The 23,057-nt window shown below is 36.2% G+C and carries 24 protein-coding genes, 5 tRNA genes and 1 riboswitch; of the genes, 27 read left to right on the top strand and 2 right to left on the bottom strand.

The features are described 5' to 3' along the window. Positions 1-3 precede the first annotated feature (3 nt). From trkA to ACDF53_RS07755, 9 genes are all read left to right on the top strand, one after another. Positions 4-1,344: a Trk system potassium transporter TrkA gene (gene trkA, locus ACDF53_RS07715; RefSeq protein WP_105094312.1), complete on the top strand. Its 1,341-nt coding sequence runs from the start codon at positions 4-6 to the stop codon at positions 1,342-1,344. 12 nt (positions 1,345-1,356) lie between these two features. Continuing rightward, positions 1,357-2,844: a TrkH family potassium uptake protein gene (locus tag ACDF53_RS07720; protein ID WP_370815910.1), complete on the top strand. Its 1,488-nt coding sequence runs from the start codon at positions 1,357-1,359 to the stop codon at positions 2,842-2,844. A 13-nt stretch (positions 2,845-2,857) separates the two neighbouring features. Then, positions 2,858-3,454 (top strand): MBL fold metallo-hydrolase, encoded by a 597-nt coding sequence (locus ACDF53_RS07725; protein ID WP_119208202.1) that lies wholly within the window; start codon positions 2,858-2,860, stop codon positions 3,452-3,454. A gap of 50 nt (positions 3,455-3,504) precedes the next feature. Further along, positions 3,505-3,580 (top strand) — tRNA-Asp (locus tag ACDF53_RS07730). Positions 3,581-3,585: 5 nt separating this feature from the next. Continuing rightward, positions 3,586-3,661 (top strand) — tRNA-Phe (locus ACDF53_RS07735). A gap of 7 nt (positions 3,662-3,668) precedes the next feature. Beyond that, a tRNA-Gly gene (locus tag ACDF53_RS07740) sits at positions 3,669-3,743 on the top strand. A 9-nt stretch (positions 3,744-3,752) separates the two neighbouring features. Beyond that, positions 3,753-3,827, top strand: a tRNA-Cys gene (locus ACDF53_RS07745). Between the two features lie 14 nt (positions 3,828-3,841). Then, positions 3,842-3,930: transfer RNA gene (locus ACDF53_RS07750), tRNA-Leu, on the top strand. A 134-nt stretch (positions 3,931-4,064) separates the two neighbouring features. Further along, complete coding sequence (locus ACDF53_RS07755) at positions 4,065-4,520, top strand: DUF523 domain-containing protein (RefSeq protein ID WP_370816200.1); 456 nt, start codon at positions 4,065-4,067, stop codon at positions 4,518-4,520. 95 nt (positions 4,521-4,615) lie between these two features. Here ACDF53_RS07755 and ACDF53_RS07760 read toward each other — a convergent pair whose 3' ends face one another. Further along, on the bottom strand, positions 4,616-6,448 hold the full coding sequence (locus ACDF53_RS07760; protein WP_370815912.1) for a phosphoethanolamine transferase: 1,833 nt from the start codon (positions 6,446-6,448) through the stop codon (positions 4,616-4,618). A gap of 166 nt (positions 6,449-6,614) precedes the next feature. On the opposite strand from ACDF53_RS07760, the gene ACDF53_RS07765 reads away from it, so the two are divergent. The 13 genes from ACDF53_RS07765 (at position 6,615) to ACDF53_RS07825 (ending at position 17,670) form a co-directional block, all read left to right on the top strand. After that, a complete protein-coding gene (locus ACDF53_RS07765; RefSeq protein ID WP_105085543.1) occupies positions 6,615-7,340 on the top strand; it encodes a ScpA family protein in 726 nt (241 codons plus the stop codon). Between the two features lie 12 nt (positions 7,341-7,352). Beyond that, a complete protein-coding gene (scpB, locus tag ACDF53_RS07770; RefSeq protein WP_105085544.1) occupies positions 7,353-7,862 on the top strand; it encodes an SMC-Scp complex subunit ScpB in 510 nt (169 codons plus the stop codon). 1 nt (position 7,863) lies between these two features. Beyond that, positions 7,864-8,592, top strand: coding sequence for a pseudouridine synthase (locus ACDF53_RS07775; protein ID WP_370815913.1), 729 nt, complete (start codon positions 7,864-7,866; stop codon positions 8,590-8,592). Continuing rightward, complete coding sequence (locus tag ACDF53_RS07780; RefSeq protein WP_370815914.1) at positions 8,589-9,836, top strand: NAD(P)/FAD-dependent oxidoreductase; 1,248 nt, start codon at positions 8,589-8,591, stop codon at positions 9,834-9,836. The genes ACDF53_RS07775 and ACDF53_RS07780 overlap by 4 nt, the downstream gene beginning before the upstream one ends. A gap of 8 nt (positions 9,837-9,844) precedes the next feature. Further along, entirely contained in the window at positions 9,845-10,519 is a 675-nt protein-coding gene (gene cmk / locus ACDF53_RS07785; protein ID WP_370815916.1) for a (d)CMP kinase, read from the top strand. Position 10,520: 1 nt separating this feature from the next. Beyond that, entirely contained in the window at positions 10,521-11,141 is a 621-nt protein-coding gene (locus ACDF53_RS07790; protein ID WP_105085548.1) for a 1-acyl-sn-glycerol-3-phosphate acyltransferase, read from the top strand. Next, positions 11,132-13,030, top strand: coding sequence for a bifunctional 4-hydroxy-3-methylbut-2-enyl diphosphate reductase/30S ribosomal protein S1 (locus ACDF53_RS07795; RefSeq protein WP_370815918.1), 1,899 nt, complete (start codon positions 11,132-11,134; stop codon positions 13,028-13,030). The genes ACDF53_RS07790 and ACDF53_RS07795 overlap by 10 nt, the downstream gene beginning before the upstream one ends. Positions 13,031-13,143: 113 nt before the next feature. Further along, on the top strand, positions 13,144-14,478 hold the full coding sequence (gene der / locus ACDF53_RS07800; protein ID WP_060924659.1) for a ribosome biogenesis GTPase Der: 1,335 nt from the start codon (positions 13,144-13,146) through the stop codon (positions 14,476-14,478). Then, a complete protein-coding gene (gene plsY, locus ACDF53_RS07805; RefSeq protein WP_060924658.1) occupies positions 14,478-15,074 on the top strand; it encodes a glycerol-3-phosphate 1-O-acyltransferase PlsY in 597 nt (198 codons plus the stop codon). Before der ends, plsY begins: the two co-directional genes overlap by 1 nt. Before the next feature lie 3 nt (positions 15,075-15,077). After that, positions 15,078-16,076, top strand: a complete 999-nt coding sequence (locus tag ACDF53_RS07810; protein WP_370815921.1) for an NAD(P)H-dependent glycerol-3-phosphate dehydrogenase — start codon at positions 15,078-15,080, stop codon at positions 16,074-16,076. Between the two features lie 67 nt (positions 16,077-16,143). Further along, positions 16,144-16,695, top strand: a complete 552-nt coding sequence (gene rsmD / locus ACDF53_RS07815; RefSeq protein ID WP_370815922.1) for a 16S rRNA (guanine(966)-N(2))-methyltransferase RsmD — start codon at positions 16,144-16,146, stop codon at positions 16,693-16,695. 4 nt (positions 16,696-16,699) lie between these two features. Continuing rightward, positions 16,700-17,191: a pantetheine-phosphate adenylyltransferase gene (gene coaD, locus ACDF53_RS07820; RefSeq protein WP_295202637.1), complete on the top strand. Its 492-nt coding sequence runs from the start codon at positions 16,700-16,702 to the stop codon at positions 17,189-17,191. 11 nt (positions 17,192-17,202) lie between these two features. Beyond that, the gene (locus tag ACDF53_RS07825) at positions 17,203-17,670 is read left to right on the top strand and encodes a hypothetical protein (protein WP_005386756.1); all 468 of its coding nucleotides are present in this window, start codon (positions 17,203-17,205) and stop codon (positions 17,668-17,670) included. A 41-nt stretch (positions 17,671-17,711) separates the two neighbouring features. On the opposite strand, the gene ACDF53_RS07830 is transcribed toward ACDF53_RS07825, so the two are convergent. Next, positions 17,712-19,427, bottom strand: coding sequence for an NFACT family protein (locus tag ACDF53_RS07830; protein ID WP_370815923.1), 1,716 nt, complete (start codon positions 19,425-19,427; stop codon positions 17,712-17,714). A 127-nt stretch (positions 19,428-19,554) separates the two neighbouring features. Between ACDF53_RS07830 and ACDF53_RS07835 the strand changes: the two genes are divergently transcribed. The 5 genes from ACDF53_RS07835 to coaBC are packed head-to-tail and all read left to right on the top strand — an operon-like array spanning position 19,555 to position 22,825. Then, entirely contained in the window at positions 19,555-20,436 is an 882-nt protein-coding gene (locus tag ACDF53_RS07835) for a YicC/YloC family endoribonuclease (RefSeq protein ID WP_370815924.1), read from the top strand. Between the two features lie 14 nt (positions 20,437-20,450). Next, positions 20,451-20,720 carry an extracellular matrix/biofilm regulator RemA gene (gene remA, locus ACDF53_RS07840; RefSeq protein ID WP_005386753.1) on the top strand — a complete coding sequence of 90 codons (270 nt, stop codon included), beginning with the start codon at positions 20,451-20,453 and terminating at the stop codon, positions 20,718-20,720. 8 nt (positions 20,721-20,728) lie between these two features. Then, the gene (gene gmk / locus ACDF53_RS07845; protein ID WP_060924654.1) at positions 20,729-21,358 is read left to right on the top strand and encodes a guanylate kinase; all 630 of its coding nucleotides are present in this window, start codon (positions 20,729-20,731) and stop codon (positions 21,356-21,358) included. Positions 21,359-21,362: 4 nt separating this feature from the next. After that, complete coding sequence (rpoZ, locus tag ACDF53_RS07850) at positions 21,363-21,578, top strand: DNA-directed RNA polymerase subunit omega (protein WP_060924653.1); 216 nt, start codon at positions 21,363-21,365, stop codon at positions 21,576-21,578. A gap of 53 nt (positions 21,579-21,631) precedes the next feature. Further along, the gene (gene coaBC, locus ACDF53_RS07855; protein ID WP_370815926.1) at positions 21,632-22,825 is read left to right on the top strand and encodes a bifunctional phosphopantothenoylcysteine decarboxylase/phosphopantothenate--cysteine ligase CoaBC; all 1,194 of its coding nucleotides are present in this window, start codon (positions 21,632-21,634) and stop codon (positions 22,823-22,825) included. Between the two features lie 101 nt (positions 22,826-22,926). Beyond that, positions 22,927-23,027: riboswitch (SAM riboswitch) on the top strand. The last annotated feature ends 30 nt before the right edge of the window (positions 23,028-23,057 follow it).

A 23,057-nucleotide genomic window follows, 5' to 3' on the forward strand; every position in this document is an offset into this window, starting at 1 on the left:
GCGATGAAAATTGTCATTGTAGGTGCTGGTAAGGTTGGCTATTCCTTAGCACAACGCTTGATACAAGATAATCATGATGTATATGTAATTGATCGTTCTCCAGAACGTATACAAAATCTTGAAAATACACTAGATGTTAGCCTTGTTCAAGGAAATGGCAGTGATATACAATTGCTCAACGAAATCGGTATGGATGATGTAGGAATGTTTATTGCTGTTACCGATTCTGATGAAGTAAATATGTTATCTTGTTCTGTAGCTAAAATTACAGGTGTTCCTACAACGATTGCTCGTGTGCGAGATAATACCGTAGCAGAACATATGGATGATGAGATGCGTGCTAAATTAGGGGTCGATTTATTTATCAATCCTGAAATGGTTACGGCTCAAGAGCTTTTACAAATTCTAGAGACTCCATCAGCTATTGATGTAGAAGAATTTGGCCAAGGTACTGTACGCCTTATGGAATTTAAGATTACAGATGATATTCCATTAATAGGTCAACCTTTAAAAGAAATTAAATTCCCTGAAGGTGTTTTACTAGTAGGGGTTTTACGTTATGGTGAAATGATTATTCCCCATGGTGAAAGTATTCTACAAGTTGATGACAGTGTATTCTTCTTAGGCTTAAAAGAGTCTGTTGAAGAAGTAGAAAATCTTTGGTTCCATAATCACAGTACATTTTATAAACGGGCTGTTATCATTGGGGCTGGTCTATTAGGTAGAAATCTAACAGTTCTTTTAGAACAAGCTGGATTCTCTGTTAAGGTTATTGAAAAAGATTTTAACCGCTGTGAAAAACTTGCTAATCTTGTAGATAAGTCTATGGTTATCAATGGAGATGCTACAGACTTTGACCTTTTAGAAGCAGAAGAAATTGCAGATAGTGATGTTATAATTGCTGTTACAGATGATGATAAGCTCAACTTGCTCGTTGCTCTTGTAGGCAAGCATATGGGCATACCAAAGACAGTTGTGCGCGTAGGTCGACCTGAATACATTATGCTTATGGAACAAGTGGGAATTGATGTGGTATTCTCGCCACGTTTATTTACAGCGAGTCAAATTTTACGTTTCGTGCGTAGTGGAGAAGGTGTTTTATCTATTTCGACCTTTGAAGGTGGAAAAGCGGAATCTATAGAGGTTGCCATTACAAGTGAATCACCTGTGGCTGGTAAACAATTAAAGGACATCCGTTTACCAGGGAAGGCGTTAGTTGGTGTAATTTTACGTGGAGATGAAGCCATCGTACCACGTGGTAATACTGAAATCTTAGATGGAGATCACATTGTTCTATTTGCGTTACCTGAATCTGTAAGTAAATTACTTAAATATCTTACCTAGTATGGAGGGACTATGCGCATTCAAATTGTCATGTCCTTAGTGGGGCGATTATTATATATCTTTGGGATTTTTACATTAATTCCTTTTATATATGGTATTGTATTTGAAACTGCATATTGGTCGTTTTTGGTTACTACTGGTATTTCATTTGGCTTAGGTGGACTTTTATCTTATTATGGTCATGAAACTCAAAGCTTTAGTCTTCGTGATGGGTTTTTAGTTGTATCATCTACATGGATATTAACAATTATCTTAGGTTCCTTACCATTTATTCTTAGTGGTATATTAACCAATGTATTTGATGCTCTATTTGAAGCTACATCAGGGATTACAGCAACTGGTGCTACAATTATTAATAGCGTAGATGATTTACCTAAGACATATGTTTTATGGCGTGGATTAATGCACTGGATTGGTGGGATGGGGATTATTGTCCTTATTTTATCGTTCTTAAAGAACTTAGGTGCAGATGCAGCTCATATGTTTAATGCAGAAGCATCGGTACCAAAACCTGGTGTTGTTATGCCTCGTATTCAATCAATGGCCAGTAAACTTTGGCGTTTATATGTTGCTTTTACCGCCATTTGTTTCGTTATGCTATGGGCTGGTGGTATAGAGCCTTTTGATGCATTAAATTATGCATTTTCCATTATTGCTACAGGTGGTTTTGCACCTACATCTGCAGGTACATTTATTTATGAACAAAGCAACTATATCTGTTTTGTATTTATATTTTTCATGATACTTGCTGGTGGTAATTTTGCAGTATATTATAATGCACTGCAAAGAGGCATTCGTGTTTTGATTGATGATTTTGAAACACGTATGTATTGGCTAGTTATTTTTATTGGAATTGCTATAGTATCAATTTCGATGGTAGTACAATCAAATATTAATGATCCAATTCAAATCTTTAGAGATGTTTCCTTTAATTATGTATCGATTCAAACTGGTAGTGGATTTGCTGTAAGCGATTATGATTTATGGCCAGCCGCTGCACAGATGATGTTATTTATTTCATCATTTTTTGGTGGTTGTAGTGGTTCTACAACAGGGGGCGTAAAAATTATTCGCCTCATTATTCTAATTAAGAGCAGCATTATTTATTTAAGAAAATCAATTCATCCGGAGATGGTACAAGTCGTGCGCATTAATGGTAAACCGATGCCTACTAAATGGATACAGATGTCACAGCAATTTTTATTTTTATATTTAATGATTTACGTTATATCTGTTTTCCTTATGACTTGTTCTGGAATGTCTACTTATGATGCGATGCAAATTATAACAGCTTTTCTTAGTAATGTAGGCATTGGATTTGGTGGTTTTGGGCCTACAGATGCCTTTGGTAGTATGTCTGATAGTGCTAAATGCGTAGCAATGGCAGACATGTTATTAGGTCGTTTGGAATTATTTACAATTCTTGTTATGCTTCATCCTCAATTCTGGGAAGGGTATTTTATAAAAAAACAATCTGCTAAACGGTATCGTATCCTATAGGAGGGCGAATAATATGAATATTATAAAACGCCCTCTAGGGCTTTATAAAGCAAATTGTTATGTATTAATTAAAGATGGAAAATCTCTTATTATTGATCCCGGGTTTCATAGTAAGCATATAATTGAAATGGTAGGAGATTCTGAGCCTATAGCAGTATTATTAACACATGGTCATTGTGATCATGTGTCGGCTCTTGATGAGGTTTGTGAGTATTATAATATTCCTGCTTATTTACATCCTTTGGATCAAGAGTTATTACAACTAATCCGACGTAGACCTAGTGTATATAAAAAGAAGATGTACACGAATTGTAAAGATTTAGTGGCCGGTAAATTAGAAGTAGGGCCTTTTAAAATAATCGTACATCATACACCAGGCCATAGTGCTGGCTCAGTTTGTTTGGAGATTGGTGGACATCTATTTTCTGGAGATACTTTATTCAAACAAAATGTAGGAAATACCGACAACTATAAGAGTAATCCCCGTGATTTAATCATTAGTTTGAAGCATATATTAACGTTGTCAAAGGATTTAATTGTCGAACCAGGACATAAAGAATCTACAACATTAAAAGATGAAGAAGAATTCATCAAAAATATTGTAGGATAGTGTTGACAAAAGTCCTGATAACCGATATACTAAGCAAGTACTTTGGATACGGCCCCGTGGTGTAGCGGTTAACATGTCGCCCTGTCACGGCGAAGATCGTCAGTTCAAATCTGATCGGGGTCGCCATTCATGCCTCGGTAGCTCAGTTGGTAGAGCAACGGACTGAAAATCCGTGTGTCGACAGTTCGATTCTGTCCTGAGGCACCATGTACATGCGGGAATAGCTCAGCGGTAGAGCACCGCCTTGCCAAGGCGGGGGTCGCGAGTTCGAATCTCGTTTCCCGCTCCAACTTTATATGGCGGCATAGCCAAGCGGTAAGGCAGAGGTCTGCAAAACCTTTATTCCCCAGTTCGATTCTGGGTGCCGCCTCCACAATCGTTACCCATGCCGGGGTGGCGGAACAGGCAGACGCAACGGACTTAAAATCCGTCGGTTGGAAACAACCGTACCGGTTCGATTCCGGTCCTCGGCACCAATTAAGACTAACTTCGGTTAGTCTTTTTTCTTATGTAAATCTAGATTTTAAATGTGTATAATTTAAAAATATGAGAGTGCGTTTGTTATTAGAATGGCATATTTCAAATACGATTCTCTATGTTTAATAATGTTATGAATAATAAAGCAAAATTATTAATTAGTGAATGTTTATGTGGCGTATCCTGTCGTTATGATGGGAAAGACAATCTTATAGAACAGTTACCACTGTTAAAGGATACTTTTGATCTAGTAACCGTATGTCCAGAAGTATTAGGTGGTCTTACCATACCTCGAGATCCTGCGGAACGACAAGGTAAACGTGTATGTACGGCTAATGGAACTGATGTAACCACAGAATTCCATAAAGGAGCTCAAATTGCATTGCATATAGCAATTCAACGGGGATGTAAGCAGGCTCTAATGAAAGCAAAAAGTCCTAGTTGCGGTTATAAGCGTATTTATGATGGTACCTTTAGTAAAACCCTGCGAGAGGGGCACGGATGTACTGTAGAGGCCTTATTAATGAATAATATAGAGGTTTATACGGAAGAAGAAATTGACTTATTAATGGAACAAAAAAAGAGATGAGTTTTTAACTCATCTCTTTTTTCGTGTTAATGAAACCTAAACTACTTTATACTAACATAATAAAAATGCTTTTATATTACTAGAAATGTTAAAGTTTATTTTCCTGCGTTTACAGGATCATTAGTTAATGGTTGTTCCCCTAGTAAGGTAGTTAGGTTATGTAAATTGAATCGATATTTACCATTACTAAAGTCTCTTGTTGCATCATACCGTTGATTAGGTGCGTGCATAAGACCAATCAATGTGTCATATAGTAAATCATTTGTAAAGTATTGATGTTCGTGTTTAGAGAGTTCTTCTGCTGTTTGAGGATACTCAGCACGATATTGAGGTGATAAATATATCCAGAATGGAATATGAGTCATAACAAAGTCAAATGTATCTGGATTATGAGATTTATCTAAACTTTCACCGTGGTCAGAGAAATACACCATGGCTTGCAAGTTTAATTTTTCCTTACCATAAGTATAAATTTGTTGTAATAACCAGTCTGTATAAAGTTGGCTATTAGCATATGCTTCTTGACCATCTGGATATGGGCCCTGTTTCCATTTACTAAATTCATGTGGATAACGGTCGTTGTAGTAAATATGACTACCCATGATATGAATGACGATGAAGTTATTTTTACTTGGATCAACAGACTGTAATAATGGTAAGAGTGATTCATCATAGCGATCAGAGAAAGCATAAGATTCATGTGACCATTTAGTGGTGTCTGCTGTTTTAGCCATTAATGAAATAGCTGTATCATATTCACCAAATACACCTTGGTTACTAAACCAAGAAGTAGTATATCCAGCTTTTTTAGCAACATCTAAAATATTTGCAGAATCGAGGAACGGTTTATCATCATATTGATTACGTTCTGATAAAGCACGTTCGAGGGTAGGTACTGTTTGTACGTATGATGAATATGCGTTATCAAAGAAGACAAAATCTTTATTATCTGCACGCATAGTACCTTGCCATGGCGTATCATCATAAGGGAAGTTTGGATTATATACCTTCATATAATCACGAGAACTAGATTCACCGATGACTAATATGATAGTACCTGGTGTTTTATTAGCAGAAGTTTCCTTTGTATCCAAATTGAAGGAATCGAATACTAAATGATGGTTATCATTATATTGTTGCATTTGTTTTACATAGTCGCCAGCTGCAATCCAGTTTGCTACAATACATGTTTTCGGGAATAAGAAGAATGGTACGTATACTAAGAATGCTACTATGGATGCAATGAGCAATGTAGAGCGCATAGGTCGTGTAGTATTTAAGTTTACTACCGCTTTCATTCCTAGATTAGACCAATAGAGTAGATAGGTCCATATTACAAGGCCAATACCAACAGCGATAAGACCAGGAATACCAGCAGCATTTTTTAAGAAACCAAATGCTTCTTCAGGATTTGTCATGTATACTGCTAGTAAACTAGCTGGCGTTAAACAATGCCATGTAGTTAGATAGTATCCTATTTGTAAGAATGGGATAAGGCTCAATATCATGGTAATAATTGCCATGATTAATGATGTAGTTTTATGGAGACGATTCGTTTGGTTCAGTAAAAATTGAATCCCCGATAAACCCATAAAGATTAATAAGCCAAATAAAAAATCATTAGCAAATTCATAAAAATATAAAGGTTTTACATAGGACCAGTGGAACAAAAGTGGGAATGTAAGGGCCCAAAGAATACCGACTAAGCCATATCCCAAAAATGGTCTATGAAAAACGGTACATCCCATAAAATATTGAAATAAAAAAGTACCTACAATTGTTGGTACTGCTAAAATCGTTATATCTTCAACATCTAGACCTAGTGTAATAGGTTCATAGATGAAAAATAGAGCTATATATAAAGCAATACCAATGATACCAAAGCGAAAGATGGGGTTTCTCCCAATTTGCTTTAAATTAGATGACATAATAAATCCCCTCTTGAAGGAATACACAATAATTTATTTCTATAATATATAATAATTACTATAATAAAGATAGCAGATGACTGTAAAAAAAACAATTATTTGAAAGTACTACTATAAATGCTTTATAATTATATAGTTAAAGTATATTTTCTAAGGATTGGGGTTTATGGGAGATTATAATTATAAGTTGGATGTCTTTGAAGGCCCTTTGGACTTGCTTTTGCATCTTATTGAAAAACATAAAATAGAAATCACCGATATTCCTATCGTTGAAATTACGAGTCAATACCTAGAATATTTAGATAATTGGAATCACTTTGATATTCATTATAGTAGTGAGTTTCTTGTAATGGCTTCTACTTTGTTACAGATTAAATCGCGTATGCTATTACCTAAAGCTGAACCTGAGCCAGAAGATGCTGAAGATCCACGTGATGAATTGGTAGCTAAATTAGTAGAGTTTAAAAAAATCAAAGATTTTACAGCTATACTGATGGAACGTACGGCTGTATCCGCCAATATATTTAGTAGACCTGAAGAAACAAGCGTACTTGGGTTAGATAATGTATATAATTTAGAACTTTCCCGATTATATGAGATTTTTTATCAGACCATAAAACGCGCTAAGGAATTACCTGAAGAGGAGCCTATTCGCGAGGTCAAGGTTGAAAAAGACAGTTATAGTCTAGAGGATATGATTTTGTCTTTATCTAGTCGAGTACGACGTGGTGAAAGTTTATATTTTAGGGAGTTATTAATAGCAATTGAAACAAAAAGTGGTATGGTAACAATCTTTATGGCTGTTTTAGAATTGTTGAAGCAACAAGTTATGGAAATGCGCTATGAAGAGGATGATATTATATTCACTGCAGCCTTAGAAGGTACCGTATAGAAAGGGGGCTATATGAGCTTACCAACAATGCATTTAGAGGCCGTGTTGTTCTCAGCGGCAAAACCTATATCAATAGAAATGCTTGAAGAAGTATTTGAACTTTCAAAAGAGGAAGTACAAGATTATATAGATACATTACAACGGGAACTAGAAGAGCAAAATCGCGGCATCCGTTTGAGAGTATCTGGAGCAGGTATTGAGTTAGTTAGTGCCATGGAAAGTGCTGACTATGTAGGTCATATCCGTAAGAGAGAAGATAAATTATCTAATGCAGCGATGGAAACATTAGCTGTCATAGCCTATAAACAACCTATAACTAAAGCTGAAATTGAAGAAATCCGCGGTGTAAATAGTGATAAGATTATTAAACAATTACTCACTCGATCTCTTATTGCGGAACTAGGTCATAAAGATACTGTAGGAAGACCTATTCTTTACGGAACAACTGACGAGTTTTTAAGAAGTGCTGGCGTAGAATCTATTGAAGCTTTACATCAAGAAGTTTCAGAAACAGAAGGATAATATGGAACGATTACAAAAATTTATTGCTAGTTGTGGTGTAGCATCACGACGCAAGGCAGAAGAATTAATTACGGAGGGGAAAGTTCAGGTTAATGGCCGCAAGGTAACTGAGCTGGGCGTTAAAATTGACCCTCAAAAAGATAAGGTTAAGGTTAATGGCCAATTATTGGCGCAAGAAAAGCCTGTATATTATTTATTAAATAAGCCAAAAGGCGTTATTACATCGGTATCTGATCCTCAAGGTCGAGAAACTGTTTTAGATTATATCAAAAATGAATCTAAACGCATTTATCCTATTGGTCGTCTCGATTTATATACTGAAGGTTTATTATTACTTACCAATGATGGTGAGTTAGCACAAAACTTAACTCATCCGTCTAAGGGCGTAGAAAAAACATATGAGGTGCGTATTAAGGGCCGTGTTCGTGATGAAGATTTACAGGTTATTGCCAATGGTGTAGCACTGGAAGATGGTATAACAGCTCCTGCAACAATTGTAGATCTCGGTTTTGATGATCATAATGGTGTTCATGAAGTAGAAATTACAATCCATGAAGGTCGTAATCGCCAAGTTCGTCGTATGTTTGAACACTTTGGGTACCGTATTCATAACTTAAAACGAATTGCCTATGCTGGGCTTACCTTAGGTGGTGTTAAACGTGGTGGTTCTCGTCAGCTTACAATTCGTGAAGTAAAAGCTCTAAAAGCGTTAGGAGCAGATAAGGAATGAAACAAATTGTAGTCATTGGCGGTGGTGCAGCAGGTCTTATGGCAGCTGTTATAGCTGGTCGTGAAGGGGCACGTGTCATCTTACTAGAAAAAATGAATATGGTTGGTAAGAAGATGGGCATTACAGGTAAAGGTCGCTGTAATATTACAAATAGTGCAGATATGACCGAGTTCATTAAAAATACGCCTGGTAATGGTAAGTTCCTATATGGCGCTTATGAACGCTTTAGTAATGAAGACTTGCTTGAATTATTACATAGTTGGGGCTTAAAAACTAAGGTTGAACGAGGGGGACGTGTATTCCCAGAATCTGATTCTGCTTTAGAAGTACGCAATATATTCATGAAAATCCTTAAAAAGTATAAAGTACAAGTTCATTTAAATGAACCTGTTACATCAATTACTGTTGAGGATGGTCGTGTTGTAGGAGTTACAACAGATAAGGAACAATATGCTTGTGATGCCGCTATCATTTGTACCGGTGGTGCCTCTTATCCGTTAACTGGTTCTACTGGTGATGGATATGCTTTAGCTAAAAAAATTGGTCATACCATTACAGATATAAGACCATCATTGGTACCAATTGTAACAGGGGAATCTTGGGTAAAAGATATTATGGGGCTTAGTCTTCGTAATGTTGAGGTATCCGTTATTTCGAAAAATAAGTTACAAGCAAAACAATTTGGGGAAATGATGTTCACTCATTTTGGCCTTACGGGTCCTACAATCTTGTCTTTAAGTCATACAGTAGGCAAATTGTTGCGTAAGAAAAATCCACAAATCACTATTGAAATAAATCTGAAGCCTGCATTAACTGCAGAAGTTTTAGACAAACGCTTACAGAAGGATTTTGATTTATATTCAAAAAAACAATTAGCTAATGGGATGAAAGATTTGTTACCTGTCAATCTGATTCCGATTGTGATAAACCTTGCTGAATTAGATCCAAGTAAACCCATTAATCAAATTACAAAAGAAGAACGTATGCGTTTATGTCATGTATTACAACATATGACATTAACTGTAAAGGAGTTACGCCCTGTAACAGAAGCAATTGTTACAGCCGGTGGTATTTCGTTAAAAGAGTTTAGTCCCAAAACCATGGAATCTAAATTGGTGAAAGGCTTATATGGTGCTGGTGAGGTTCTAGATATTGATGCCTTTACGGGCGGCTATAATTTACAAGCTGCTTTTTCCACTGGTTATGTGGCGGCAATGCATGCTGTACATGGTGATGAAGAATAGAGGTTATTATGAATACTAAAAAAATTGCCATTGCTATTGATGGTCCTGCAGGGGCTGGTAAAAGTAGTATTTCAAAAGTAGTGGCCAATGAATTGGGTTATTTATATATTGATACAGGCGCTATGTATCGAGGTGTAACATGGGCGATTCTCGATAGCCATGTTAATGTGAACAATCAAAAAGATGTAGAATCATTGCTCCCTTCATTAGATCTAACATTAGAGCCTACTGCAAATGCTTGTAAAGTATTTGTAAAAGGTCAAGACGTGACAGATCTAATTCGACAACAACAAATCAATGAGAATGTATCGACTATTGCTTCTTATAAAGGTGTTCGTGAATACTTAGTTGAACGCCAACAAGCTATGGCTGCTGTTGGTGGTGTTATTTTAGATGGTCGCGATATAGGTTCTGTTGTACTACCAAAGGCTGAGTTGAAGATATATTTAACAGCATCTGTAGATGCACGAGCAAAACGTAGATGGCTTGAAGTTCAAGGTACTTCTAATGAACAATCATTAGAAGACATTAAAAAGAATGTTGAAAGTCGCGATGAAATGGATAAAAATCGCGATGAATCTCCACTGGTGTGCGTTGAGGATGCTATTGTTGTGGATTCTAGTAACATGACGTTTGATGAAACAGTGGAACATATATTACATCTAGTACAGGAGCGAATCTAAGATGAATAAATTTTCTACATGGCTTTGGCGTACTGCCTTTTGGTTGCGCTATAAAGTCGGTTATGGACTAAAGGTATATGGGCGTGATAATTTTCCTATGGAAGGTCCCGTTATTGTTGTACCAAATCATTTGAGTAACAATGATCCGCCTATCTGTGGCTATGCATTACCTAGACATGTACATTTCATGGCGAAACAGGAATTATTTGTGAATCCCATTTCTCGATTTTTCTGTACATGGCTTGGTGCATTTCCACTAAATCGCGGTGCTATCGACAAGGTAGCTATACGTCATGCCTTAGGATTATTGAAAGACAATAAGGTGCTAGGGATATTTGCTGAAGGAAACCGTCAAAAGAGCGGTAAGCTTGGAAGATTTCATGATGGCGCAGCATCAATTGCATTGCGTACAGGCATTGGTATAACACCAGTTGCTATTATTGGATCTCATAATATGAAGAAAAATCAAGTAGCTTGTATTATTGGTAAACAAGTTCCTGTAAATAAAGCTAAACCAACACCTGAAGCAATCAAAGAGGTTAATGATCGTGTTAAAGGTGAAATTCAACGCATGATAGATTCGTATCATGAAAATCGTATAGAGGAGACTTTATGGAAATAATTTTGGCTGAAAACCATGGCTTTTGTTATGGTGTTAAGCGAGCCGTTGAAATGGCTAATGAAGCTGCCGATGGTAAGGGTAAAAGTTATACATTAGGTCCTATCATTCATAATCCTCAAGTTGTAGGTCGCCTTGAAAGTAAAGGTGTAAGTCCTATTCAAGAGGTAGCAGATATTGACGAAGGGACAATGATTATTCGATCTCATGGTGTAGGCCCTGCTATTTATGAAGAAGCTGAAGAAAAGGGATTACATATTTTAGATGCTACATGTCCTCATGTAAAAAAAGCGCAACAAGATGCTAAGTCTGTCATAGAAGATGGAATGACTTTGGTGATTTTGGGCGAAAAAAACCATCCTGAGGTAAAAAGTATCAATTTATGGGCAAATAACAAAGGAATAATCATTGAAGATGAAGAATCCGCCAAAAAACTACAAATTGTGGAAAAAATGGGTGTTGTTGTACAAACAACCTTTTCACAATTCAAATTTAACAGTATAATAGAGATATTAGAGAAAAAATCTAAGAATCTTAAGGTTTTCAAAACGATATGCAATGCAACGCAAGAACGACAGAACTCTGCCGTTGACTTAGCACGTAATGTAGATCTTATGATAGTGATAGGCGGTAAGAATAGCGGAAACACAAACCGATTGGCAGAGGTTTGTCGTGACGTTGGATGTACAACTTATCACATTGAAACTTCTACTGAATTACAACTGGAATGGTTTAACCGAGTACAGACGGTAGGAGTTACAGCAGGAGCATCGACTCCCGACTGGATTATTAAGGAGGTCATTGAGACAATGAAAGATTTTGCAGAATTATTAGCAGCAGAAGGTCAAGAAGAATTTAAGAAAGGGAACGTTGTAGAAGGTACAGTAGTTCAAGTTGAAGATGAACGAGCTTATGTATCTTTTGGCTACAAAACTGAAGCCATTTTGAACAGAACTGAAATTTCTTATCCCGCACCAGAATCTGCCAAAGATGTGTTGAAAAATGGTGATGAAATTAAAGCAGTTATCATGAACCACATCAAAGAAGATAATCCTATTTATCTTTCCATGACTCGCTTGGCTAAAGATGAAGATTGGCAATATGTTATCGAAGCACAAGAAAAAGATGAAGCTATCGTATGTAAAGGTATTGATGCTATCCCAGCAGGTTTGGTAGTAACTGTTAAATCCCTTCGTGGTTTCATTCCATTGTCCCAAGGTGATGTTCATTTCGTAAAATCCTTGGACAACTTGGTTGGTACAGAATTCGAAGCTAAAGTACTTGAAATCGACGAAAAGAAAAACCGTTTGGTTCTTTCCCGTCGTGCAGTATTGGAAGTAGAACGTCAAGCTAAATTAGCTGAAGCATTGAAAAACATCAACGTTGGCGACAACTATAAAGGTATTGTTCGTAAAATCATGCCTTATGGTGCTTTCGTAGATATCGGTGGTATTGAAGGTTTACTTCACATTTCCGACATTTCTTGGCAAAAAATCAAAAAAGTGGAAGATGTTCTTTCCGTTGGTCAAGAAATCGAAGTTAAATTACAATCCTTCGACGCTGAAAGCAACAAATTATCCTTGTCCTTAAAAGCTTTGACTAAGAGCCCATGGGACGTAGCTGAAGAAACATTGCATGTTGGCGATGTTATTAACGGCAAAGTTGTTCGTTTGGTAGCTTACGGTGCATTCGTAGCTGTTAACGACGACATTCAAGGTTTACTTCACATTTCTCAAATTACAAAACAACGTAATGCGAAAGTTGAAGACTACTTAAACCGCGGTCAAGAAGTAGAAGTTAAAATCATTTCTCTTAACAAAGACGAAAAGAAATTGGGTTTGGCTTTAACTGAATTGATGGAAGCAAAAGAAACTGCAGAAGACGCTGAATAATTCATTGTCTAATATAAGGCTAACCAAGGTTTCCTTGGTTAGCCTTTTTGCGTACTTTACGTAGAATATGATAAAATATAGTAATGTATTAGATTAGATAATGAGGTGAAACCATGGCAAAACCATTAGTGGCTGTTGTAGGTCGTCCAAATGTAGGGAAATCTACACTTTTTAATGCCATTGTTAATAAACGAATCTCTATTGTTGAAGATATTCCTGGTGTAACACGGGATCGTATTTACTTTGACGCAGAGTGGTTAAATCGTGAATTTACAATGATAGATACAGGTGGTATCGAATTCATAACAGATAATAGTCATGTTATTCCTAAGATGATGCGTTTACAAGCTGAATTAGCAATTGAAGAAGCGGATGTAATATTATTTGTTGTTGATGGTAAACAAGGGATTGTTCCGGCTGATGAAGAAGTTGCAAATATATTACGTGCTAGCGGCAAACCTGTAGTTTTAGTTGTTAATAAAATTGACAGTGTTAATCAAGAACCTAATATTTATGAATTCTATAATCTTGGCTTAGGTGATCCAATTGGTATTTCTGCTAAGAATTTAATGAACTTAGGTGACTTGCTTGACGATACTGTTAAACATTTCCCTCCAGTTGGTACAAATGTTGATGATGAAGATACTATTCACGTAGCAGTTATTGGCCGTCCTAATGTAGGTAAATCTTCTTTGACTAATGCATTATTAGGACAAGACCGCGTAATCGTATCTGATGTAGCAGGCACAACACGTGATTCTATCGATACATATTGGACTCATGGAGACCAAAAATTTGTCCTTATCGATACTGCAGGCATGCGACGTAAATCTAAAATCGAAGAAGCTGTTGAACGATATAGTATTGTGCGTTCTTTACGCTCTGTAGACCGTTCGGATATTGTTGTTCTTGTGCTTGATGCTCAAGATGGTGTTACAGAACAAGATAAGAAAATTGCTGGTTATGCCTATGAAGCAGGTAAGGGTGTAATTATTGTTGTAAACAAATGGGATCTTGTTGAAAAAGATGATAAAACAACTCTGCGCTTTACTGAAGATATTTATGATGAATTAGGGTTCTTACAGTTTGCGCCGATTCTATTTGCATCTGCTTTGACTAAGCAACGTATTCATCGCTTAGCAGATATGTTAAAATTCGTTTCTGAACAACAGTATCGCCGTGTATCTACAGGTACATTAAATCAATTATTGCAAGATGCCCAAACAGTTAATCCTGTACCATCTCGTAATGGCAGAATTCCAAAAATTTATTATATGACACAAGCAAGTGTTAAACCACCTACATTTATTTTGTTTGTAAATGAACCAGAGTTAATTCACTTCTCGTATATGCGTTTCTTGGAAAATAGATTACGTGAGTCCTTTGGCTTTGAAGGAACACCAATTCGTTTAGTGTTGCGTGGTAAGAAACGGGATGATGAAGACTAATGGATATTATGGTTATCGTATATGCTATATTGGCATATCTTATTGGTTCAATTCCTAGTGGCTTAATTATTGGTAAGACCTTCTTTAATACAGATGTCCGCCAATATGGTTCTAAAAATATAGGTGCCACTAACACATATCGCGTTATAGGTCTCAAAGCTGCATTACCTGTATTTCTCTGTGATGCCTTAAAAGGCGCGGCTGGGGTAATATTATTATCCTCTTATGGACCTATGTATATGATTTTAGGAGGTATCCTTGCTATGATGGGCCATAACTGGTCTATATTCTTAGGCTTTAAAGGTGGTCGTGGCGTAGCTACAGGACTAGGTGTATTAATTGCTTTGTCACCATTAGTTGCTTTGATTGCTTTCTTGGTATGGGGCGTTATTGTCTATTTCACTAAGCTCGTATCACTAGGATCAATTATAGCTGCCGCTTTGGTACCAATCTTAATGTATTTTACAGGCGAATCGTATTGGTTCGTTGGCTTTGGCGCTTTGGCTGCTTTATTTGTCATTGTTCGCCATTGGGATAATATCAAACGTTTACTTGCAGGTAATGAGTTAAAAGTAGAACGTATCAAAAAGGATTAATATATGAATGTTGTTGTTGTCGGCTCTGGTAGCTGGGGTACTGCTCTTGCTATTAAATCCGTATTAGCTGGAAATACTACAACTTTATATTGTCGTCGCCCAGAATTTGCAGATCAATTAGCTAAAGATCTAGAGAATAAAGAGTATTTACCTGGCGTAACATTACCAAATGAATTAGTATATAGTTCAGATCTTGCTACCTGTATTAAAGGGGCCGATATCATTCTCATGGTTACGCCATCTGTACATGTACGTACTAGTTTAGAGTCTATTAGACCATATGCTCATAAAGAACAATCGTATATACTTTGTTCAAAAGGTGTAGAGCGTACTACTGGCAAATTGCTGACTACAGTTATGAGAGAGGTTCTAGGAACAGTTGGATGTAATCTCGCAGTTCTATCTGGTCCAAATCATGCAGAGGAAATCGGTCGTGATCTGCCCGCTGCCTCTGTATTGAGTACAGAAAATCTTGAAGTGGCCACTATGTTACAGAAGATATTATGTAGTCAAAATTTTAGGATTTATGCAAATACAGATATTACTGGTGTTGAATTAGCTGGGGCTACAAAGAATATTATTGCTCTCGCTGCTGGTATTGTAGACGGTCTAAAGTTAGGGGATAATTGTAAAGCATTGCTCTTAACTCGTGGTTTACATGAGATGACTCGCTTTGGTGTAGCTTTGGGGGCACAAAAGGAAACCTATGCTGGTCTTGCTGGTATGGGTGATTTGATTGCCACTTGTATGAGTCCTCATGGACGTAATAGAGCCGCTGGTCAACAATTAGCAGATGGAAAAACAATGGACTATATCATTAATCATACGAATATGGTTGTAGAAGGCTTTTTTGCTACAGACATTGTTTATAAGATGGCTTGTGAACATCATATTGAAATGCCTATAACTAAGGCTTTATATGAAGTCTTATATGAAGAAAAATCTCCAGCTTTGGCATTAGCTGAATTGATGGGACGAGATATTAAAATTGAAGTATCATAAATAAAAGATACTTTTAATTTGGTTATTTATATACTATAATTAATGAGTATAATCTTGTGAGGGTTGTATGCGAATTATTGGCGGAACTGCAAAGGGACATACTATAAAAGCACCTAAAGGGGTAGATACTAGACCTACACTTGATCGTGTTCGTGAAAGTGTGTTTAATGTATTATCTAATAGAGGTATATTTGGTACTAATGTATTAGATATATTTTCAGGTACAGGTGCAGTAGCTATTGAAGCCTTAAGTCGTGGTGCAGCACATGCAGTAGCGGTAGACTTTAAAACAGGAAAATTGATTTTGGAGAATGCCAAACATTGTCATGTGGAAGATCGGTTAGAAATCATTCCGAGGAAACTTTCACAATTAAAAAATTATATAATGGGACGACAGTTCGATTATATTTTTTCTGATCCACCATATGAAAATGGATTTATACAAGAGACCATAGATATGGTTGTAGACTGTGATTTATTAAAGCCCGAAGGTGTTTTATTACTAGAGCACCATAAGGACGAGGCATTTACCTTGCCTGAATCATGGAAATGTATAAAAGAACAGAAATTTGGTTATACGATGGTTTCCTATTTTGTAAACACAGCTGAAAGGAGCTAAACCTGTGCGTATAGGTGTGTGTCCGGGTAGTTTTGACCCAGTTACAAATGGACATGTTGATATTTTTGAACGTGGCAGTCGATTAGTTGATAAATTAATTATTGCTGTTAGCTCTAATCCGAATAAAAATTCCTTGTTTACCATGGAAGAACGGGTTGAGATGATTCGAAATTCTGTCAAACATATTCCTAATGTTGAGATTGATTGTACAGGCGGTTTGCTTAACCAATATGTTAAATCTAAGAATGCTACTATAATCATTCGTGGTTTGCGCGCGTTAAGCGACTTTGAATATGAATTTCAACGTGCTTTGTTTGCAAAATATTTGGATGATGATATTGAAACTGTATTTATTATGACTAATAATAAATACTCTTTCGTCAGCTCCACAGGTATTCGTGAACTTGCAAAATTTGGCGGTAAGCTAGATGGGTTAGTTCCGGATGATGTTAAGGAAAAACTTGAAGAACGCTTTAATACGGTCCATAATAAATAGGGGTGAATTGTATGAAAACAGAAAAATTATTAGAAGATTTAGAGGTTCTTATTGAATCTAGCAGCCGTATTCCTATGACTACTAAACGTATGGTTGAGGAAGACGAAATTATGCGTATTATTGATTCTATTCAAGAGTCCTTACCATTGGAACTTGAAGAGTCTCGTCGTATTGTAGCTGATAAAGATAAAGTATTAGCTGATGCTCAACGTCAAGCTGAAACTTTAATTGATCAAGCAAAAGATTACATTGCTAAATTAACTGCTGAAAGCGAACTTGTTAAACAAGCGCAAGAACAAGCAAATCAAATTATCAATGCAGCTAACCAATCCTCTGAAGAATTGAAATCTAGCTCTATTCAATATGCTGGTGATGTTCTTAAATATGTGGAAAACAACTTAGAGAAAACATTGGAAAGCTTACGTCAAAATCGTGAAAGTTTGAAACAAACTGAACAACGTACAGAAGAAAACCAATAATATAAATAAAAAAGAAGCGAAGGAAATCCTTCGCTTCTTTTTTATTCAGTATAATTATCAGGTTTTTTAGGCTCTACAATCATTGTTTGATGAGTATTAAAGATAACAAATCCAAGAGGAGACCCAGGTGGTTTTTTAATATTTTTAATATATGTGTAGTCTACAGGCACCTTACTAGTTTCACGAGCCTTACTAAAGTAGGCTGCATATTGAGCAACCTTAGATAAAATCATATCATCAGGCTCCACATTGAGTCTTAATATGAGGTGGGAACCTTGAATATCTTGTGTATGGAACCAAATATCGGTTGGTTTTGCAAATCGATGAGTTAAATATTCGTTTTGTTGATTGTTTCGACCTATAAATATTTCGCCTTCATCAATGGTTAAATGAATGTAATTGGATTTCCCTAGCTTATAAGAGAGAGGCTTCTTAGATTTTTTTATGATGCCCGCATCCATACATTCTTTGCGAATTTCTTCTAAGCTTTCACGGGTAGTAGCTAATGAAATACTATATAAAATCGATTTGAGGTATTCAAGTTTTGTAGTACTAGCATTAAGTTGATATTCACCGCTGACCATACGATTTTTTAATTTAGTATAGAGCTTATAATACCATTGAGCGTTTTCTACAATCGTAAGATTTGGCTTTAGAGGGATTGTTAATAACTCTCCATCTTCAGAAAGAAGATTTGGTAATTGGATAGAAGGTTCATATTGCACCTGTAAGTGAGCATTGATCATTAAGATATCGCCATACAGTTTATAGGTATCCATTTTATTAGTATCATCTAATTCATCTTTGATTTTTTGATGACGGATTTCTTCTTTTTTGATGGCTGCTGTTAAAATCTTTTCTAGTTCCTTATCAGCAGTGTGAATAGATTTTGTATTGTGAATCGATTCTTCTAGAGCTTCTGAAATCGTACTATATTCTTTTAGTACCTTGTAATTGTGTAACGTAAAGGTGGCGTGAGCTTTTTTATTATTCTCATTGATTAAAGTAAGCAAGCCATGACTGTCTTGGAGTTTTGCTTTTAGGTTATATAATGATTTAGCTAATGTATCTATTTGATCTGGACTTAAATCAGTTATAGATTCATCTCCATTTAGATTGGAAGTCCATAATACTTCATCTAATAAAGGTTTACCGAAACCGTTAAAGATAGCTCGTATAGATTGTTGTACATTACCATTACCAAAGGAAGTCAGTAGATTTCTTATTTCTTCATAATTGAAGTCCATTAAACTAACACGATTAGCATTTGGTGGTAATTCATAGTGTAGTTTGGGGCTAATAGAACGTTCACGATTCATTAAAGGGGATACGTGAATTAAGGATTCTAAAATAACTCCATCTTGCACAAAGATACAGTTTGAATATTTGCCCATTAATTCTACATAGATAAATGTACTTGTAATAGATCCATCCATTTCAAGCTTATCCGTTTGGATACACATGATTCGGTCACCATTAATTTGTTCCACCTTTACAATGCGGCTACCTTCAATATGTTTACGAAGAAACATGCATAGTGAACTTGGTTCTTTTGGTAAATCTTGGAGCGGTTTGCTAAGATACATTGCAGGGGTTGCACCAACGGTAATAATCAAGTTTTGATCTTCGTTAAGGGCTCGAATTTTAAATAGTAATGTAGTTTTATCTATTTGATATAATTTTTGTATTTGACCTGTTTGTAATCGCTCGTTTAATTCTTTAGCGAGAACAGACATGGTAAGTCCGTCTAAATTCATGGTACTCCTTTCAATTTTATTTAGAAGTATAGTTTAGTATAACATAATGTACATATAATTCTTAGTATTTAAACACGGAATGTATAATTCGTGGTACAATAATAAAAACTGCTAAGGAGGATATCACATGAAAAGTATGACCGGTTTTGGTTCTGGCACGGCAACCAAAGATGGCATTACCTGCACGGTAGAAATAAAGTCCGTAAATGCGCGATTTCTTGATTTGTTTATACGTAGTCCAAAGCAAATAAACCCTTTTGAAACCATTATTCGCGGTTTAGTACAAGATCGAATTACCCGCGGTAAGGTCGAAGTATCGGTTTCTATCCAAGATACGGGAGAGAGACCTAAGACCTTTACAATAAACAGTGTATTGAGAAAACAGATACAAGAACTACTTGTTCAAGAAGAGTTTTATGATGACCCTAAAAAGGTTCCTTTACAAGCGGTCAATTCTATTTCTAATGAATGGATACAACAACAAGATACTCCGATTGCAGAAGATGTGCTTTCAGAAATAGTACAAGAATCTACAAACCAAGCACTAGATGCCTTAATAACAATGCGTACTGTAGAAGGTAAACATATTGAACAAGATTTATTGTCTCGTATCACTACTTTAGAAAATATAATCAAGAGTATTGATGAGAATAAGGCCGGCGCTGTAGATGCGTATCGTGAGCATATAAAGGGAAAAATTCAAGAATATTTAGTGTCTTTAGAAGCGAGTATCAGTGAAGATCGTTTTTTGCAGGAAATTGCTTTATTGGCTGATAAGACTGATATTACGGAAGAGATTGTCCGATTTACCTCACATGTGGTACAATTAAAAAACACACTTGTAGATGAGAATTCCATCGGTCGTAAGGTGGATTTTATTTTGCAAGAAATGAATCGTGAAGTGAATACAATTGGTTCCAAAGCTATGGATTCAAGTATTACAGAGTTTGTGGTTCAGCTAAAATGTGAGTTAGAGAAAATTAGAGAACAAGTACAGAATGTAGAGTAATAGGAGGTCCATAAATGAGTATTCAATTATTGAATATTGGCTTTGGTAATATGGTATCTGCTAATCGTGTTATGGCTATTATTAGTCCCGAATCTGCACCAATTAAACGTATGGTTCAAGATGCACGTGATAAGGGCCTGCTCATTGATGCTACATATGGTCGTAAGACTCGTGCTGTATTAGTTATGGATAGTGGTCAGATTGTATTATCTGCAATTCAACCAGAAACCGTAGCACATCGACTTGTGCAATATGATGTAGACGAAGATACAGTAGAATCATAGGAGTACATATGTCAGACAGAGGATTATTAATCGTTATATCCGGGCCATCTGGCGCAGGTAAAGGTACGATTTGTGCGAATATTCGAAAAGAAATGCCTAATTTAGTATATTCTGTTTCAATGACCACACGGGCACCTCGTGTTGGTGAAGTAGAAGGGGTTAATTACTTCTTTCGCTCGAAACAAGAATTTGAAACTTTATTAAGTGAAGATGCATTTTTAGAATATGCAAAAGTATATGATAATTACTACGGTACACCGAAGCAACATGTAATGGATTTATTGGATGATGGTAAAAGTGTACTGTTAGAAATTGATATTCAAGGTGCTATGCAAGTAAAAGAGCGTTTTAGTGATGCTGTGTTTATTTATATAGTACCACCGTCTTTAACTGAGTTATCTGAGCGCTTACACAACCGCGGTACAGATGCGAAAGAAGTTATTGATAAACGGTTGTCATTAGCTTGTTCTGAATTGGCATTAGCCCATCGATATGACTATATAGTTGTAAATGATGATCTCGGAGAGGCATCTGAGAAGGTTGCATCTATTTTACGAGCTGAATCCTGTAAGATTAGTCGCAATAAAGAGCAAATTCAATTTATTTATAAACAATATCAAGAGTCTAAGGAGAAGTGATAGTATGATGGTAAAACCTCCATTGAAAAAATTGGAAAATCAAGTAGATAGCAAATACACTTTGGTAACATTGGCAGCTAAACGCGCTCGTGAACTAACAGATGGTGAACCATGCTTAGCTGAATCTACACATGCAACTGACAAGCCTGTTTCCTTGGCATTCTATGAAATTGCCGAAGGTGAAGTGACTTATAAACGCACTAAAGAAGGCATTAAATAAGAACAACAATTCCTTGTATCATTGATACAAGGAATTTTTAAAAGGAGAAGAAAATGCGAGGAAAACATATCATTGTCGCTGTATCTGCAGGTATTGCTGCGTATAAGGCAATTGAAGTAGTTAGCAGATTTCGTAAAAAAGGTGCTGAAGTGAAGGTGGTTATGACTCAAAACTCCACTCATATAGCTTCACCTCTTACATTTGGTGAAATTAGTGGACATCCTGTAGCTATCGACATGTTTGAACAAGTACATCAATGGGATGTGGAGCATATTGCATTAGCTACATGGGCAGATGCATATGTGGTTGTTCCAGCTACGGCAAATGTAATTGGTAAAATATATGCTGGTATTGCAGATGATATGCTAACAACAACAATAATGGCTACTAAGGCTCCAAAATATCTTTGTCCCGCTATGAATACAGAAATGTATAACAATCCGATTACTCAACGTAATTTGGAAGGTTTACGTTCTCTTGGCTACCATATTATGGAACCTGCTGAAGGATGGCTTGCTTGTGGGGTTACCGGTATAGGGCGTTTACCAGAGCCTGAAGCCATTGTAGATTGGCTTGAATCACAGATGTGCAAATCTAATGAGCTTGAAGGTATTACAGTACTTGTTACAGCAGGTGGTACGCAAGAAAATATCGATCCTGTTCGTTATATTGGTAATCGTTCTAGCGGTAAGATGGGGTATGCTATTGCGGAACAAGCTGTTCGTATGGGAGCCAATGTGATTTTGGTAAGTGCTCCTACATCGTTACCTGTCCCAAGTGGTGTAGAGTTTGTTCCTGTAGATTCTGCTTTATCTATGCAACATGCTGTTGAATCTCGATATGATGAGGTAGATGTTGTTATTATGGCGGCTGCTGTATCTGATTTCCGAGTTCTTCATAAGGCAGAACAAAAAATAAAAAAAATGGAGTCCATGACTTTAGAACTTGTTAAAAATCCAGATATACTACAAGGTTTAGGTACTAAAAAGAATCATCAAATTCTTGTAGGTTTTGCAGCAGAAACTGAGCATGTTATTAAATACGGTCAAGATAAGGTTGCTAGAAAAAATTTAGATATGCTCGTAGCAAACGATGTTAGTAAATCTAATGCAGGCTTTAATGTAGATACAAATGAAGGATACTTCTTATATCCTCATAAAGATCCAAAAGAAATGCCGAATATGAAAAAATCTGAATTGGCCCATAATATTATGAAAGAAGTTGTGGAATTAGTAAAAAATAAATAACACCATACATGAGAGAATCTTATGTTTGTAGTTTGTAATTGATAGAAAGATATGTAATAATGACTTGCTTTATCAATGTAAATACACTATAATATTTCTGTAACTCATCAAGAGTAGTGGAGGGATAGGCCCTATGAAGCTACAGCAACCATTCCAAGAGGAAAAGGTGCTAATTCCTATGACAAATGTCGTTAGATGGGAGGGTCTCTCATGAGTACATGAGAGGCTTTTT

This window comes from Veillonella sp. (genome assembly GCF_041333735.1).
Classification (GTDB): Bacteria; Bacillota; Negativicutes; order Veillonellales; family Veillonellaceae; genus Veillonella.

Coding starts and splice junctions, on each gene's coding strand:
- ACDF53_RS07835 (WP_370815924.1), top strand. CDS start 19,555: ATGAAAAGTATGACCGGTTTTGGTTCTGGCACGGCAACCAAAGATGGC.
- plsY (WP_060924658.1), top strand. CDS start 14,478: ATGGATATTATGGTTATCGTATATGCTATATTGGCATATCTTATTGGT.
- der (WP_060924659.1), top strand. CDS start 13,144: ATGGCAAAACCATTAGTGGCTGTTGTAGGTCGTCCAAATGTAGGGAAA.
- ACDF53_RS07725 (WP_119208202.1), top strand. CDS start 2,858: ATGAATATTATAAAACGCCCTCTAGGGCTTTATAAAGCAAATTGTTAT.
- coaBC (WP_370815926.1), top strand. CDS start 21,632: ATGCGAGGAAAACATATCATTGTCGCTGTATCTGCAGGTATTGCTGCG.
- scpB (WP_105085544.1), top strand. CDS start 7,353: ATGAGCTTACCAACAATGCATTTAGAGGCCGTGTTGTTCTCAGCGGCA.
- ACDF53_RS07790 (WP_105085548.1), top strand. CDS start 10,521: ATGAATAAATTTTCTACATGGCTTTGGCGTACTGCCTTTTGGTTGCGC.
- ACDF53_RS07760 (WP_370815912.1), bottom strand. CDS start 6,448: ATGTCATCTAATTTAAAGCAAATTGGGAGAAACCCCATCTTTCGCTTT.
- ACDF53_RS07780 (WP_370815914.1), top strand. CDS start 8,589: ATGAAACAAATTGTAGTCATTGGCGGTGGTGCAGCAGGTCTTATGGCA.
- trkA (WP_105094312.1), top strand. CDS start 4: ATGAAAATTGTCATTGTAGGTGCTGGTAAGGTTGGCTATTCCTTAGCA.
- cmk (WP_370815916.1), top strand. CDS start 9,845: ATGAATACTAAAAAAATTGCCATTGCTATTGATGGTCCTGCAGGGGCT.
- ACDF53_RS07755 (WP_370816200.1), top strand. CDS start 4,065: ATGAATAATAAAGCAAAATTATTAATTAGTGAATGTTTATGTGGCGTA.
- ACDF53_RS07775 (WP_370815913.1), top strand. CDS start 7,864: ATGGAACGATTACAAAAATTTATTGCTAGTTGTGGTGTAGCATCACGA.
- ACDF53_RS07720 (WP_370815910.1), top strand. CDS start 1,357: ATGCGCATTCAAATTGTCATGTCCTTAGTGGGGCGATTATTATATATC.
- ACDF53_RS07795 (WP_370815918.1), top strand. CDS start 11,132: ATGGAAATAATTTTGGCTGAAAACCATGGCTTTTGTTATGGTGTTAAG.
- ACDF53_RS07830 (WP_370815923.1), bottom strand. CDS start 19,427: ATGAATTTAGACGGACTTACCATGTCTGTTCTCGCTAAAGAATTAAAC.
- remA (WP_005386753.1), top strand. CDS start 20,451: ATGAGTATTCAATTATTGAATATTGGCTTTGGTAATATGGTATCTGCT.
- gmk (WP_060924654.1), top strand. CDS start 20,729: ATGTCAGACAGAGGATTATTAATCGTTATATCCGGGCCATCTGGCGCA.
- ACDF53_RS07810 (WP_370815921.1), top strand. CDS start 15,078: ATGAATGTTGTTGTTGTCGGCTCTGGTAGCTGGGGTACTGCTCTTGCT.
- rpoZ (WP_060924653.1), top strand. CDS start 21,363: ATGATGGTAAAACCTCCATTGAAAAAATTGGAAAATCAAGTAGATAGC.
- ACDF53_RS07765 (WP_105085543.1), top strand. CDS start 6,615: ATGGGAGATTATAATTATAAGTTGGATGTCTTTGAAGGCCCTTTGGAC.
- ACDF53_RS07825 (WP_005386756.1), top strand. CDS start 17,203: ATGAAAACAGAAAAATTATTAGAAGATTTAGAGGTTCTTATTGAATCT.
- rsmD (WP_370815922.1), top strand. CDS start 16,144: ATGCGAATTATTGGCGGAACTGCAAAGGGACATACTATAAAAGCACCT.